The following is a 15,046-nucleotide window of genomic DNA, read 5'->3' on the forward strand; positions in this document are numbered from 1 at the left end:
TTTCCTCCCCGGCCCGGGCTGTGAGTGACACACGTTGGAGATAGTTAGTGGTTGGTTATCCCGGATTTAGCGGGTGGCGCTGGAGCGAGAATTGGCCCGGTAGCGCAGGGTCAAGCCACCGGCAAGCGCGGTGAGCCCGGCCAGGAGCCAGCCCGCGAGTGCCACACCGGTGCGTTGCAGCTCCGGAGGAGTAGCGGGTGGCGTAGCCGGCGGAGTGGTGGGCGGGGTGGCCGGCGGCGTAGCGGGCGGCGTCGTCGGAGGTACCGGTGGTTCTTCGAAGCGAACGGTCTGTTCGCTATCGAGAGGATCGGTGTGCTCGGAAATGAGCCGGTCGCCCAGGTACACCCATTCGAAAAGAACCACCTCGCGGCCGGCTAAAGCACTCGCATCAAAGTCCAGCTTGATGCGGGCGCATTCGCTGGGCGAACCGGGAACGAAGTCGCTGACTTTGCGTACCGGGGTGCCATCCTTCCCGAGCACCGGCGTCCCATCGGGGAACATGGCGGCCGTTTCGATCCGGTAGGTTTCCCCGGGAATAAGCGCTCCGCTGAGTTCGCATACCTCATCGGTGATCACCGCGTCCGCGGTGGCGCTCAGAATCTGATCGCCGCCGGCACCATTTGTTCCCTCGGTACCATCGGTGCCCGCCGAACCATCTTTGCCGCTGGCATGATCAGCAGCACTCGGAGCGCCATCCCGGGCGCGGGTGGCCAGGCGCGTGAACGTCACCGTCTGGTTGGTATCCTTCAGGTCAGCATGCACGGCAATATCCCGCCCGTCCTGACGCAGAGTTTCCGTGGCTACCACCTTGGTGCCGGCCAGAGTTGCGGCGTCGACCTCAAAAACCACCTCGACGCTACCGTTGGGGTGCTCGGGCACGAAGCGGCTGGTGCTGGTGAGCTCGCTGCCACTGGTATCGCGCAGCGGCTGGCCGCTAGCCGGATCCAGGAGCGCCCCGTGGACCTCGTATTCTTTACCGGGAAGCAGGTGCTGATAAGAAACAGTATCCACCAGGGTGACGGTGCCGGTATTGGGCGCGATATGGGTGTCCTCGTGGTGCATGGTGGTGTGGAGGGACGGTTCGCGGGTCACCGTGAACTGCTCGGTCACATCGGTCACGCTGGTGGCCAGTGGCGCCGCCCGATCATCGCCCGCGAAATCGGAGACCACTACGTAGGTGCCCGGCAGGTTCTCCCCGGCCTCATCCTGCTCCATAATCCAGGACGGGTCGCCCACACTGGGATAGAAACCGTTACGGGCGGGAAGTACCACCGGCTGCCCGATTTGGCGGGCGGCCGCGCGGTTCTCATCGGTGACCGCCTGGCCTTCCGGGAAGAACAGCAGGGTGTGGGTTAGCGTCTGAGTATCCGCCCCAAATCCAGCCCCGCCGGTGAAATCGGGGTGGTTCGCGGGTAGGCCGCTCACCCACACATCATCGACCAGGTAGGTGCCGGACTTCGTTTGGCGAATCGAGAGAGCCGAATCGATCTTCCCGGGGTAGCGCACCGACGTTGTTTCATCGGCCAGCCCGAACGTATCCGACCAGCCGGCCTCAATCCACGGCGTGAACTCGGCCGGTTGGTCCTCCGCGAGGACTTCCCACACCCAGGTGTACATTCCGGGTTTGCTCACCGGCTCGCTCAATTCTGCCCGAATCGGGCCCGGACCTTCGGCAACCACCGTTACCGACCCGATTTTTTCCGAGCTGGCCGGGACCACGCCCGGCTCGGGAACGGCCGTGGGTGAGACATACCAGGCGGTGGCCCGGTACGTAACCGGAATAAAGGGGCCATCCTCAAAAGAACCGTTCGTTCCCGGGCGGCGGCTCCATTCCCCATCCCGGAAATTCTCATCGGCGCGGGCCACGAAAGTATCGCTGAGGACCGTGCCGGTATCTACCACTTTCGCATCAGCCACGTGGGATACCCCGAGAGGCCGGAAGGGGAATTCTTCCCGGGAGGTTTCCTCCGGAAGCCCGTAATGATCAGCCCAATCGGCGTGAATATAGCGGGAGTTCTCCCCCTGCTCGTTTTTGCGGACCTCCCATACCCAGGTGACGAAACCGCGTTTGGGAGTGGAAAGTTCCGCGGTGAGAGTCTGCCCCGGGCCGTTCGCTTGGACCGTGACCGAGCCCAGCACCTCGGCTCCTTCAGGAACGGTATCGCTGCGCTGCGGGGTGGTGCGACCCGCCCAATAGGCGGTAGCCCGGTAGGTGACGGGCACATTTTTCCCCCTCACCTGGGTCCATTTTCCGTCCCCGTAATCCTCCTTGACGGCGGTGGTGAGGGTATCGCGAATAACGCCGTCGGTATTAATAGGACGGGTACTCACCTTCGAGGTGCCAAGCGGCTGGAAATCATAAATAACTTCCCAGGTGCGGCCCGGAACATTGCGAGTGAGGGGATCGCTGACCGGGCGGTGGCCGTAGGTGATGGTGTCTTGAACAGTGCCATCAGCCCCGAAAATAGTCAGGGTGGTGCGAACCGGGGTATCGAAAACGGCTGTATAGCTCACCTGGCCATTCCCGGTGGCCGACCACGCCAGCTCCAGCGGCTTGCTATCGGTCACCCCGCTCCAGGTTGCGCTTCCGCTCGCGTCAAAAACCGCCGGGCCGCTGAGGGTAATAACCACGGGAATTCCGGGCAGCCACGCCTCGGAATCATCCGGGTGCACACCGATACCGCGGATGACACCGCTGCGGTCCCCTTCGCCTTCCACGATTCCACTCACGTAGCCGACGGCGGCGCTGGCGCGCGCTTCCCGCACGTAGCTCTGGGCCCGCTCCTCAATATCAGGACGCTGGGTGCGCACCGCCTGCACCAGTTCGTTCACGGTCTCTTGGGCCCGCCCCGGACGCCCCGGATATTCCTTTTCGAAATTAACGTGGATGAGGTAGCTCAACGCAGCCAGGTTGAGATCATCAGCGGTATTTCCTTCATAGCGGTTGAGCAGCCAGGCCATTTGCGGGGTGCTCAGCTGCAATTCCCCCGGCCCGAGCGCCCGGGATTCGGTAAGGGTCGTAATATCGACCATTTCCCCGGGGCCAGGATCGGCATATTTCGCCTGGATACACCAGATGGGATAGCCTTCCACCGCCACCCCGTTAATTGATTGCGTTTCCGCGTAATGGGGGCCGAGGCGGAGGTGGCCAACAATATTCACACCTTTAATTTCGATGCCGCGGCCAACAGAATGATCCCAATCGGCGCGCGCTCCGGCACCGCCGAACAGACCGGCGCCCGCCAGAGCGAACACCATGAGAAAAGCAAGAAATACCCGAATCACATGTGGGGTGGGTTTCGGGCCCGTGGTTATTGCCATGGTGGATACGAGTCCTTTCACAATATTATTTTTTGCATGACGAAATAGAGCCATGATGAAGCTGCTCTACCCGAAGAGGCGAGCCACCGCCCGGTCAGCCGCGCGATAGTTCTGCGAAGCGCATTCCACCTGCTGGCCAATGCGCGCGTATATATCATTCAGGGAACGGGCCGCGGCATGCCATCGCGTTTGCGCGGCTTCGTAGGCTGCCTGAGACTGCCCGTCCCAATCCGCCATCGCGGTGCGTATTCGCGCATCGAGCTGCGCGAGCACCCCCTCGATGCGGGAAGCGTGGGCAGCCATATCAGCCGCCCCCGCGGAGAGTTCCCCAAAATGAGCACGAAGCTCGGTCATAACAATCCTTTCTTTAAGTGTGCGGATACCCCGGCGAGCACGCTGACACAGACGCACCGACGCGATCACGCTGAAACGGGCACTACCACGCCGTTGAAGCACGGGCGGCCGGAGCTATGACGCAGCGCTATTACGCCGCCGGCAGATCCCCGACTAGCGCGGCCATGCGGGAAAAATCCGCGCGGGTGGCCGCGTCTGTTTCAGCGACGGTGGCATCAGCGCGGCCCAGGCGCGCCCCGTAATCAGCCAGCAGAGCAAGCAGTTTTTCGCTGGCCGCGCGGTATTCCTCCAGCGCAGCGGCGAAAGTTACCGGAGCGGTACCCCGCCAGCCGGCATGCCAGGCGGCAATGCGGTCCATAGTTGAGTGCAGGTGGGCGCGCAACTCCTCCTGAGCCTGGGTAACGAGCGCGCGAACGGTGAGAATCGAATCATTAGCGACCCGCAATTGTGCGGTGGATACAGCCATACATCCCCCTGAGGTACGTAGGTGGTGGCGCGCGGGTGGTGAGAGTTCCGCGCTTCGGACGCCGGCCGGTGAGGACCGGTGTTCCAATGGTGGCTGATAAAAGTGGTGCTTGTCGAGAGGGAGAAAATGTTATCCACAGGCACGAGCCCCGCGGGCGTGTCACCCACAGGCAGACCGGCTTTGACCGGCCTAGCGTACCCGTGCCCGGCGGCGCCGTCGTACCTCATTACCCTGTTTTAGGGCGACGACGCCGCGCCGCTTCCGCGGCGCCCTATCCGGCGCTACAGGAAATAAGCCACCAAAGCGACCATCGAAATAACGAAAGCGATGCCGATAATGGTGGCACGTTGCCAGAAGAGGCGGCGGCGCGGGTAGTAGCTCTGCCCGGGCTGGTAGCCGCCGAAATCATAGCCGCCGCTCAGTTCTTCTTCGGATTCGATAGCGGGATCTTCCCCGGTGGCACTGCCGCGCTGCTGGTCATCATGCCGGCGGCCGAATTGGCGTTTCCTCACGGTTTCCTCCGTCTCCGGGTGGCTGGCTCCCGGTAGGAATATGGTAGTGCATCCATATGAACATGAGGGCTACTATCCTGGACGTATGTCGTCGAAGAAAAATAAGCCGGCCGGGACTCCGGCCCTCCTCGCCCTGGAGAAAGCCGGCGTAGAGTTCACGATTCTTGAGTACGAACAAAGTTTGCATCACGAGCACGGATTCGCCCTCGATTCCGCCGCTGAGCTGGGGATGGATCCCCGTGTTATTTTCAAAACCCTGCTGGCGCGGGTGGATGGGAAGGCGGTGTGCGCGGTGGTGCCGGCTGCCGCCATGCTCAATCTCAAGTCCCTGGCGAAGGCGGCGGGCGGCAAAAAGGCCGCGATGATGGATCCGCATGATGCCGAGAAACTCACCGGCTACGTGACCGGGGGTATTTCGCCGCTGGGTCAAAAACACCGCAGCCCGATTTTTATTGACGCCTCGGCGCGCGAGCTGGAGGCGATGGTGGTGTCGGGTGGAAAACGCGGACTCTCGGTGCGGCTGGCTCCGGCTGATTTAGCGGCCGCGGCGCGCGCGACGTTCGCGCCGGTCGCTGATTTTAGCCGGCACACTTAAGCCGGCCCGGCGGGCCGGGGCGCGGCGGCTCAGCGGCGTGGCGGCTCAGCACCGCCCGCCCGCTCATACCTCCCGCTTACTCAGCCGGCCCGGCTTCGAGCGCCGCCACGTCCACGTACCAGGGCCCGCGGCGCAGCGCCTGAATATCCAGCTGCTCGGCGAAGTCCGCGGCCGTGCGCACCTCCAGCCCCAGCGAACGCCCAATGAGCGCCAGCACATCGGCTGCGCTCCAGCCGTATTCGGCGAGCGCCCGCATGGTCACGGCCCCGTCGCGTTTGGCCAGGCGCGCGCCGGCCTGGTTGAGAACCATGGGCACATGCCAATATTCCGGGGTGGGCGCCCCGAGCAGACGCTGCAAATACACCTGCCGGGGCGTGGACGGCGCCAAATCTGCCCCGCGCGTGACCTGGGTAATATGCTCAAGCGCATCATCCACCACGGAGGCAAAATTGTAGGCGTAACGACCATCGCCACGCCGAATCACAAAATCGTCGACGACGCCGCTTACCTCCCCGCACACCTCATCGTGAATGCTCAGTTCTTTCACCTCGGTGCGCAGCCGCAGGGCCGGCTGGCGGCCCACCGCCGCGAGCTTGGCGCGCCCGGCCCGACGGCCGGCCGCGCTCAGGTCCCGGCAGGTGCCCGGGTATACCCCGGGCGCCCCGTGGGGCGCCCGGGCGGCGTCGGCTAAATCACGCCGGGTGCAATAGCACTCGTAGAGCAGTCCACGTTCCCACAGGGACGCGAAGGCGGCGTCGTACCCCGCGGTGCGTTGGGATTGGATCTGGACCGGGCCGTCCCAGGTGATGCCAAGGGCGCGCAGGTCCGCGAGCTGGCGCTCCTGGAACTGCGGGCGAGACCGTTCGTCCATATCCTCCACGCGCATGAGGAAGCCGCGCCCGCTGCGCCGGGCCAGAGCCCAGGCGAGGAGCGCGGTGCGGAGATTCCCGAGGTGCAGGTCTCCGCTCGGCGAGGGTGCGTATCGGCCGTACTCCACGGTTTAGGCCAGCGAACCCATCGGATCCCAGGCGGGCAGCACTTCCGGTTCGGTTTCCAGCGCGGCCAGCAGCTCGGCGGAAAGGCGATCCTTGGTGACCGCAACTTCGAAAACGTGCTGGTCGAACCAGGAATCGTTCATGGTCCAGAAGCCCTTATCGGCGTGCTCATCGCCCCAGGAGTTTTCGATGCGCCAGCGGCGCGGGCTGCCATCTTCACGCAGATCAACGCCGGTGAACACCATGGCGTGCGTCATCATCGCTTCGCCGTAGTAGAGCTCATCGGCCTTGGAAAGCGCCAGGTCAATCCCGTAGGTGCCTTCGTAATCGTAGAGCTGGCCGTCCCAAATACCGCGTTCGCGATCCGACTGCTTGCCGGTATCGCAACCCATCCACACGGGCTGGCCGTCCTTGAGGGTGGCGATGGTGGCTTCGCGGATGACCTCGATAGGCACATTGAGGTAGGTGACCGGCTTGGCGCCCACCACATTGCCGAGGCGATCCACGGTGTAGAGCTTGCCGTACTCATTACGCGGATCGTTGACGATGCACACGTACTGGTCCAGATCCGGCAGGTACTTCTGCGCGAATTCCACCGGGGTCATCTTCCCTTCGCGATGGAAGTTCCCCTCCTCATCTTCGTACTGCCATACAAAGCTTTCCGGCGGGGTGCCCAGGTGAATCGCCAGCACCCGGTAGACCTGCCCCATGAACTTTTCGCGCACGGCTTCGCGCTGGCCGGCTTCGGCTTCGCGAATATCATGGGCGGCGCGGCGCAGCAGCATTTCCAGGGTGCGGTTCATGAGCTGGGTATTGGAAGAGGATTCCGTTTCCGGCATCGCGAACTTCGGGCAGGCCCCGTACTTGTCCACCAGGGCCACGAACATATTCCACTGCCCGCCGTCCCCAATGGGATCGGACAGCAGGTAGTGCACGGTGCGGTCATCAACCGGGCGGTCCGCCAGCTCAATCATGGAGGTGAGGAAATAATTGGCCTTCTCCAGCTTGTCGTAGAAATGCTGGAAAGACTGGGAGAACTCGAAGTTCTTCAGGCCGGTGGCGCGATTGACGAGCATCTTCAGCGAGCTGAGCCCGGAGAAAAGCCAGCAGCGCCCGGACTTCTTCTGGTTATTCACCTTCCAGGTGTCCACCTTCACCGACATGGACGGATCAATCGCGTTAATAACATCGCGATCCTGCGCGACCTTCGTGATCGAGGTCTGGGTGACGGCGTTCTGGACGATGCGAGCGGTGCGATCCGCCGCGAAATCCGCCGCAAACTTCTTCACCATATCGGTCTCAAGTGCCTGGGCCATTCATAACTCCTTCATTGTCGTAACTGTGCCAAGGTCCCTCACTATGCTACCTTGCAGGCGCAGGCCCGCCACGGGCATGTGTCCCGAAAGGTTATGTATGCGTTTTTCGATTGGTCGTTTCGGTGCGCCTCATCGTTCCGGTGCATCTGGGAACCGCGTCCGCGCATCCGGTGCTCCCGGTGCTTCCGATGCCTCCGAGCGCGCATCCGGTGCCGCTTCCCCTTCGCCGCACCGGCGCATGTGGAACGTGATCGCCGCGCTGCTGGTGGTCCTCGCGGTGGCGCTGATCCAGTTGTGGCGCGCTGATTCGGATTCGGCGCCGGAGCCTGGTGGTGCTGGCCGCGCGAGTGGCGCGGCGGGCAGCGCGAGCAGCGGCGAACTCACCGCGTCCGAGGCACTTTCCGCCCTGAGCGAGCTCCCCGGGGGTCGCCCCGATTCCGGGCGTGGTTATTCGCGCGCCGAGTTCGGCCTGGGAGATGGCTGGCCCGATACCGACGGAGACGGCTGCACGGTGCGTAATGAAGTGCTGCGCCGCGATCTCGCGGGAGTCACCTTTTGGTCGGGGAAGTCCACGCCGCCCGGCTGCGTCGTCGCCACTGGAACCCTCCGCGACCCGTATAGCGGAACGGTGATTTCTTTTGACCGCGCCCGCGCCCCCGAGGCGGTGACGATTGATCACGTTGTTGCGCTTTACGATGCGTGGCGGGCCGGGGCGCAGGACTGGGACGCGGATACGCGCGCGCAATTCGCCACCGACCCGCTCAATTTGCTGGCGGTCTCCGGGGCGGCGAATAAGGAGAAGGGTCACGCCACCGCCGCGCAGTGGTTGCCGGATAACCCGGCTTTTGTGTGCGAATACGCCGCGCGGCAGGTGGCGGTCAAGCGTGCGTACGGGCTTCGGGTCGACGACGACGAACGTCACGCCCTGCACGAGGTGCTATCCGATTGCGTCCGGTAAGCCGAGGTTGCGGGTGGGGCTAGCTCTGGCTTACTCGGGCAGCGCCTGCTCGTAGTGGCTTTGGAGATTGAGCCAGAATTGCTCGGTGGTGCCGAAGAATTCGCTGAGCTGCCGCGCAATATCTGCGGTGATCCGGCCTTGGCCCCGAATAATCTCGTGGATGCGGGATGCGGGAATTTTCGCGGATTTCGCGAGTGCTTCAGGGGCGATACCCATCGGTACCAGGAACTCTTCGTTGAGGATTTCTCCCGGATGAATCAAGGCAATTGTGCCGGTCATGATGCCTCCCTGGGCTGGGTGGATACGGTACCTTCGCACGGCGATGCGGCGGAGCAGCTGCGGGTCACGGGCGCAGCACGATCACGCAACAGCTACCGCAAGCCTATCCGGTTATTCGCTTGGCGTCACGAGCTTAAAATGCGCCTCCGCGACGCTTGGAGTACGCAAAGTGCAACCTGAGGACATCGGGGCCCACAGGATGTGAGTTCTGGACACTGCCTCCCACAGGATGTGCGTAAGGAACACGAAACCGGGTGAAAACGGTGCTCTCCCGCACACTTTGTTTTCCGGGGCTGGCTTGGATCCTGTCTAGAGCCGGGCCGGGTAGTATCGGCGCCTGATTGGGGAGGAGCTGACACGAATCCCGTCCTGCGACGGTGTCGACAAAGTGGTACTGGAGAACATCGGGCCTGACAGAGTGGTACTACACGACAGAAAATCGGGGGTTGGTTGTAGCTCCAGTACCACTTTGCGATCCGGCCCGATGAGAGACGGGTGGGTGCTGGAACTCACGGTCCCGGCACCCACCCGTGTTGGTAGAAATATGGAGGTTAGCGGCGCACCGTTGGGGTGTCGGTACCGTTACCGTCCCAGTCTCCGATGAAGAGCTCATCGCTTACCCGCCCGTACGGGAGGGTGTGATCAGCGTTTCCGCTCACCAGGGAGTTATTGACGTGGATGGTATTGCCGCGGCGAATCGAGAGGGTGTCCCGGCCATCGCCGTCGAAATCTCCCGCGAGGGTGGCATCGCCGGCTCGGCCGTAGGAGAAGGAGGTATCTGCCGCGCCGCTGGCCAGCGAGTTCTTCACGTAGAAGACATTCCCACGCCGCACCGCAAACGTATCAACACCATCACCATCCCAATCACCGACCAGGACCTCATCACCAACCCGACCATAGGAAAACACACTGTCCGCCACGCCACTGGCCGGGGAATTCTTCACGTAGAAGACATTCCCACGCCGCACCGCAAACGTATCAACACCATCACCATCCCAATCACCGACGAGGACTTCATCGCCGGCCCGGCCGTAGCTGAAGACGAGGTCGGCCACGGTGGCTTGCCAAGTATTGGATAGGTAGAACATATTGCCAGTTGTCGGTGCGGGCGCAGGTACCGTCGGTTCCGGCGCGGGCGTGGTTGGTTCGGGCGCCGTCGGCTCCGGCTGCGTCGGTTCAGGCGCAGGCGCCGTCGGTTCCGGTGAAGTCGGTTCCGGTGAAGTCGGTTCCGGACTGGTTGGTTCAGGCGCGGTCGGCTCCGGCTGCGTGGGAGTCGGTTCCGGCTTCGTGGGCGTCGGCGCAGGAGCCGGATCTTCCTTCTCCGGAATCACCTTGAGCCCAACCTTGAAGGGGTCGTGATCCGAGGAGCGGAAAGCGCTCTCATCCCACAGATTCTTGATGTTGTAGTTGTAGCGGGAGTACTCCAGGGCCACCGACTCGGGGGAATTGATATTCCACACCTGCCCGCCGGTGGCGAGCTTCGCGGCGGCGGGATTGGCCAGCACGTGATCGAGCGAGCCCACCAGCCCGGAGAATTGGTAGGTGTAGGAATCCGGCTGGAAATGCCCGTGCAGATTGGTGTATCCGGCCTTCTCAAAGACCCGGATCGGATCCTCCTTCGAATAGGAGTTGAGATCCCCCACCACAAACACCGGCTTATCGGCAAACTCCGCCGCGATCCAATCGCGTAGCGTCTCCGCCTGCTTGGTGCGCAGGCGGTTGTTATTGCCCTGGTACACATCCTCGTCGTTCGCGATCTTCTTGGATAGCGAACCCTTGGACTTGAAGTGGTTGGTAATCACCACGAACTCCGGGCCCACGCCTTCGCCATCCACAACCGCCTGGAAAGTTTGTGCCAGCGGCTGGCGCGCCGTCCCGGTATACCACTCGCTATTGAGAATCTGCGAGGCGCCTACCGCCCGCACCTTATCTTTCTGGTAGATAAAGGCAAGGCGAATATAGTCCTCGTTCTCCCCCACTTTCGCCGGGGAAGGCACATAAGCCCAGCGCTCGGCCTGCGCGTCCGCATTGAGGGCCGCCACCAGGGCCCGCACCGCAGTATCGCGATCCCCGCCGGATACCCGGGCAGTATTCTCAATTTCCTGCAGCCCCAGCACGCTGGCATCCAGCTCGTTAATAGCCCGCACAATCTTGGTTTGCTGGCGCGCGAAAGACTCGGGGCTATATGCCCCGCGCACCTTGCACCTATTCGCCGCGATGGGATTACCTTCGCGGTCGGTATAGGCCCGGCAGCCCTTCTCGTTTTCGCCGAGGCTCGTGAAGTAGTTGAGCACATTGAAGGAGGCGAGAGAAATATCCCCGCCCAGATCCCCGGGGGCCGCCGCGCGGGTGTTCTCAAAAGTGACCACTTCGGTGGACCGATCCGTGCCATCTTCCAGCGTCACCGGGAACCGCGGTTGCAGCTTCCAGGAATTATTGCGGAAGTCCATAATGAGCCCGCCTTGGAGAGTTGCGGCGGCGCCCACGCGCACCGGCGCAGCCTGAGCAGCCTCGCCGGCGTTACCGGCCCCACCGGTCGCGCCAGCCTCACCGGCGGCACCGGCTTCACCACGCTGAGCCGCCGCATTATCCGCGAACAGATAGGGCACCGGCACATTCGTTTGGGCATTGCGCCCGAAGTAGGCCCGCGAGCGCCCATCATCCAAAACCAGCACATTCGCCGCGTTATAGGCATCCAGGGCCTGTATCTGCTCGGGATTCTCGCTCGGGTTGAAACGTTCGCTGGGCTGCCACAGCGGCTGAGTGCCACAGGCCAGACCCACCTCGCCGTACTGGTTGGTGGCATAGTTATTAGTCACCGTGAGCGGCCCGGTCACGCGCACGAGCATGCCCTCCACCGCTTCGCGCTGCGCCGCCGTGGCATTGCAGGCGATTTCAACCGGCTCAATCGCCGCCGGCTTTTCCTCCAGCACGGTAATAGCAGCGGCATTAATTTCAGTCAGCCCGTAAAACTCGGTGACCGTGCCGCGCACCTCCACATAGGCACCGGCCTCCAGCTGGGCGGCCGCTGCCCCGTATACGAAAATACCGTGGGATGCATCAGTATGTTCCACCCCGGGCGTTTGGATATAGGCCCCGTTGAGTCCGCCTTCCGGGTAGGCCGCGGTCACGACGCCGCGCGTGGTCACCTCCTGCCCGGCGAGTGGACTTGCCTGCCCGCTTCCCTGAATTTGCGCGATGGTGACGGGCGCGGCCGGATCGCTTGTGCTTCCCGTGCCCGGCTCCGTTGTTGGCTCGGTGCCGGGGCCGGTGCTTGGCCCGGGTTGCGGCTGGGTGCCGGGATCCGGTTGGCTCGGGGTTGCGTCGTCGTTCGCACGTCCCGGCGTAGCCGGAACAACACTAAAATCGGCCGCATTATTATTCGTATCCGCGCCGTTGGGGATGCGGGAGGCGGAGTTCGCGGCCATCTGGGAATTGGAGCCGACGCGAGCCGCCTCGCCTTCCGCCACGCTCGCGTTCCCGTATCCGACCAGGTCAATCGCGGTGGCGGGATCGGCCAGGGCCGCGTCAATACGCGACGACGGCGCCAGCACCACAATCCCTCCCTTGGCTCCGAGGTTGATCGGGGAGGTGGCCGCCTCCGGGAGCTGAGCACCGTTGGACCCGTTCGATCCGGCGCTGACCACCAGATAAGCCCCGGCGTCCAGGCTGCCGCTCAGGGCCACCTTGGAAGAAATGTTCTTCCCGTGGCTTGCCGAATAGCCCAGCGTCAGATCGCTCAGGTCAATCGCCGCCGAGCTCGGGTTGTACAGCTCAACGTATTTATGAGTGTAGGTGGATCCGGAGGACCCGCCCCGGGTGTAAATCTCATTAATGACAATTCCGGAACCGTCCGGCGCGGCGAACGCCGGGAGGAGGCAGACGCCGGGAACCATCAAAGCCGTGGCTGATAGTACCGCAACGCCCGCGAGGGCACGTTTTTTCACGTTGCGACCTTTCTGTGTGGTCCGCGCGTGGCGGGCGCGGAAAGTGCTTCACGCCTCCTCCACGTTAGCCCGGCCGCATCGCCAACTCTTAAACACCAGGTAAACGGGCGGTGACCAGGGCTTGCGGCGCTACACAGGCTCGTCGTCGAGCAGCCCGGCGCGCGTCATATCCACCGCGACCCCGATACGCCCTTCCACCCCCATTTTCGCCACGATGGCGGAGAGGTGCGTTTTCACCGTGGATTCGGACAGGTGCAATTTCTCGCCGATATCGCGATTCGAGAGCCCCCGGGAAACCTGCCGGGCCACCTCGAGTTCGCGGGCGGTGAGCCGCGCGATTTTTTCCTGGGCGCGCCGGCGCGCGCTCACGGTGCGGGTCGCCGCCAAATATTCGTACACCTGCTTGGCCGCGCGCGGGGAGAGAGCGCCATCCCCGGCCGCCACATTGCGGATCGCCTGGAGGAGAACCTGGGGATCTTCCGATTTGAGAATGAAGCCAGAAGCGCCGGCTTCCGCGGCGCGTACCGCTTCATCATCGGCATCCAGGGTGGTCACCACAATGACGTGGGGTGGATGCGGGAAAGTCCGCAGCTGGCGCGTGGCCTCGATGCCGTCCATACCTCCGGGCATCGCCACGTCCATGAGCACGACGTCGATCTTCACCGCGGTGAGAGTTTCCAAAGCTTCGCGGGCCGTGCCCGCCTGCGCCACCACCTCACTATCGCGCTCCGGACTCAGGTTAATAATCTGTACCAGGAGACGGCGAACCATCGGGTCGTCATCAACGACCATAACGCGAATGGGTGAGGAAATCGGCACCGCGCTATTTTACCATTCCAGGATTGCCGCCCCGGGCACTCCCGTCCCAGGGAAGGTGCACATCAACTGCGAAAACGCCGCCCGCGGTAGTGAAGCTGGCTCGCCCGCCCAGGGCCTGGGCTCGGGCCTGCACCCCGCGCAATCCCGAACCCGCCCCGTGCTCGCTTTCGGTCTTCTCCCCGTCATTCGTGGCGGGCATAGCGTTGCGCACCGCAATATCGAGGCCCTGATCCGGCCCCCCGCTCACCCGCACCCGGGTGGTTTCTTCCGGGGCGTATTTGACCGCGTTGGTGAGTAGTTCCTGGACGATGCGGTAGCAGGCCGTGGTGAGCGCGGCCGGGGCGCGTTCGGCATCCGTAATAAAAACATTGGCGACGACGGGATGCCCGGCCGCCAGCACTTTATCAATATGATCCGCTAATTCAGTGAGGGAACGCGGCGGGCGGTAGGCCGAGGAACTCGGATCGCGCATGACCCGCACCAGGGAACGCAAATCATCGGTGGCCTGGCGGGATGATTCCCGCAGCGACCGCGCCGCTTCCTCTAAGTCCGCATCCCCGCGCGCCAGCAATTCCAAGGAGCCGGCCTGCAGGCTCATAATGGCAAGCTGAGAGCCGATGGAATCATGAATTTCCCGAGCAAGGGCATCGCGTTCTTCTTTGCGGGTGAGCTGAGTTTCTAGCTCTTCGGAAGTGGCGGCCGATGCTTGGAGTTCCTCGCTGGTGGCATCCAGGCGATGGTGAGTTTCCTGCAGCTCCGCGGTGGCACTGCGCCACAGCCCCCAACCGATAGGGAGGAGCACCGCCACCGCGTAGAGCACCAGGAGCGGCGCAATATTATTCGGGAAATCATCCAGCGGATTCTGGTGATTGAGGAAGCCCATCACCCAGGAAGAGTTGTAATCTTTCCCGGTCAGTTCGCGGGCGAATTGCCAGGCGGTAATGAGGGCATACATGAGGCACACGCCCAAGGCGCGGCGTCGTCGCCCCAAGGCACGCGCCCCCGCAAGATAGCGCGGCAGCAAAAACCCGACCACCGGTCCGATCGCACCCAAAGTAGAACACACGGCCGCAACCGCGAGCGCGCGGCGCGGGTAGCGTTCCCGGCGCGCCACCCACACGCCCGCCATAATGCAGCAGCACATCGATACGAAGATCCCGACTTCGTCGAGGGTGCCGAGCCAGCCAGGCAGCGCGCGGATTTTCGCGCGTTCAATCTGGTAGCCGACCCCCACCACCATGACGATATATATGGCGGCAGTTTTGAGATAGAAGGGGAGGGCGGCGAGCCCGCGCCGGCGCGCCGGACTCTGCCCCGCACGCGCCGCCGCACCGCTGCGTTTCTTCGGCGCGTAATCTGTCATGCCTGTGATTGTACGGCGCGCCCGCGCGCTTCAGAACCGCCGTTCGGCCCGCGAATGCCACCCGAAGGGATGAGGCGGGTCTGCCCAGGTGGAGGATGTGCGCACCGCGCCGCCTTTCTAC

Annotated in this window: 12 protein-coding genes; 2 read left to right on the forward strand and 10 right to left on the reverse strand. The window is 63.4% G+C overall.

Going from position 1 to position 15,046, the window contains the following annotated elements; all coding sequences use genetic code 11:
• Window positions 1-66: 66 nt before the first annotated feature.
• From ACRQFC_RS00700 to ACRQFC_RS00715, 4 genes are all read right to left on the reverse strand, one after another.
• Window positions 67-3,342 carry a VaFE repeat-containing surface-anchored protein gene (locus ACRQFC_RS00700; protein ID WP_284904301.1) on the reverse strand — a complete coding sequence of 1,092 codons (3,276 nt, stop codon included), beginning with the start codon at window positions 3,340-3,342 and terminating at the stop codon, window positions 67-69.
• A gap of 45 nt (window positions 3,343-3,387) precedes the next feature.
• Window positions 3,388-3,675, reverse strand: a complete 288-nt coding sequence (locus tag ACRQFC_RS00705) for a WXG100 family type VII secretion target (protein WP_284891526.1) — start codon at window positions 3,673-3,675, stop codon at window positions 3,388-3,390.
• 130 nt (window positions 3,676-3,805) lie between these two features.
• Window positions 3,806-4,141 (reverse strand): WXG100 family type VII secretion target, encoded by a 336-nt coding sequence (locus ACRQFC_RS00710; RefSeq protein WP_284904302.1) that lies wholly within the window; start codon window positions 4,139-4,141, stop codon window positions 3,806-3,808.
• A gap of 281 nt (window positions 4,142-4,422) precedes the next feature.
• Window positions 4,423-4,653: a hypothetical protein gene (locus ACRQFC_RS00715; protein WP_087069974.1), complete on the reverse strand. Its 231-nt coding sequence runs from the start codon at window positions 4,651-4,653 to the stop codon at window positions 4,423-4,425.
• Window positions 4,654-4,738: 85 nt separating this feature from the next.
• Here ACRQFC_RS00715 and ybaK point away from each other — a divergent pair, with 85 nt between their 5' ends.
• A complete protein-coding gene (gene ybaK / locus ACRQFC_RS00720; protein ID WP_284904303.1) occupies window positions 4,739-5,248 on the forward strand; it encodes a Cys-tRNA(Pro) deacylase in 510 nt (169 codons plus the stop codon).
• A gap of 76 nt (window positions 5,249-5,324) precedes the next feature.
• Here ybaK and gluQRS read toward each other — a convergent pair whose 3' ends face one another.
• Together gluQRS and ACRQFC_RS00730 are read right to left on the reverse strand one after the other, a co-directional pair.
• Window positions 5,325-6,245: a tRNA glutamyl-Q(34) synthetase GluQRS gene (gluQRS, locus tag ACRQFC_RS00725; protein ID WP_284904304.1), complete on the reverse strand. Its 921-nt coding sequence runs from the start codon at window positions 6,243-6,245 to the stop codon at window positions 5,325-5,327.
• Between the two features lie 3 nt (window positions 6,246-6,248).
• Window positions 6,249-7,559: a C1 family peptidase gene (locus tag ACRQFC_RS00730; protein ID WP_284904305.1), complete on the reverse strand. Its 1,311-nt coding sequence runs from the start codon at window positions 7,557-7,559 to the stop codon at window positions 6,249-6,251.
• 97 nt (window positions 7,560-7,656) lie between these two features.
• Here ACRQFC_RS00730 and ACRQFC_RS00735 point away from each other — a divergent pair, with 97 nt between their 5' ends.
• Window positions 7,657-8,517 carry an HNH endonuclease family protein gene (locus ACRQFC_RS00735; RefSeq protein ID WP_284904307.1) on the forward strand — a complete coding sequence of 287 codons (861 nt, stop codon included), beginning with the start codon at window positions 7,657-7,659 and terminating at the stop codon, window positions 8,515-8,517.
• Between the two features lie 30 nt (window positions 8,518-8,547).
• On the opposite strand, the gene ACRQFC_RS00740 is transcribed toward ACRQFC_RS00735, so the two are convergent.
• The 4 genes from ACRQFC_RS00740 to ACRQFC_RS00755 all read right to left on the reverse strand — a co-directional run bounded on the left by ACRQFC_RS00740 (window position 8,548) and on the right by ACRQFC_RS00755 (window position 14,925).
• Window positions 8,548-8,796: a HigA family addiction module antitoxin gene (locus ACRQFC_RS00740; protein WP_284904309.1), complete on the reverse strand. Its 249-nt coding sequence runs from the start codon at window positions 8,794-8,796 to the stop codon at window positions 8,548-8,550.
• Window positions 8,797-9,347: 551 nt separating this feature from the next.
• Complete coding sequence (locus tag ACRQFC_RS00745; protein WP_435706276.1) at window positions 9,348-12,743, reverse strand: ExeM/NucH family extracellular endonuclease; 3,396 nt, start codon at window positions 12,741-12,743, stop codon at window positions 9,348-9,350.
• A 129-nt stretch (window positions 12,744-12,872) separates the two neighbouring features.
• Window positions 12,873-13,562 carry a response regulator gene (locus tag ACRQFC_RS00750; RefSeq protein ID WP_284904773.1) on the reverse strand — a complete coding sequence of 230 codons (690 nt, stop codon included), beginning with the start codon at window positions 13,560-13,562 and terminating at the stop codon, window positions 12,873-12,875.
• A gap of 4 nt (window positions 13,563-13,566) precedes the next feature.
• Window positions 13,567-14,925 (reverse strand): sensor histidine kinase, encoded by a 1,359-nt coding sequence (locus ACRQFC_RS00755; protein ID WP_284904774.1) that lies wholly within the window; start codon window positions 14,923-14,925, stop codon window positions 13,567-13,569.
• Between the last annotated feature and the right edge of the window lie 121 nt (window positions 14,926-15,046).

The organism is Actinotignum inguinis (assembly GCF_051265835.1).
Taxonomy (GTDB): Bacteria; Actinomycetota; Actinomycetes; order Actinomycetales; family Actinomycetaceae; genus Actinotignum; species Actinotignum timonense.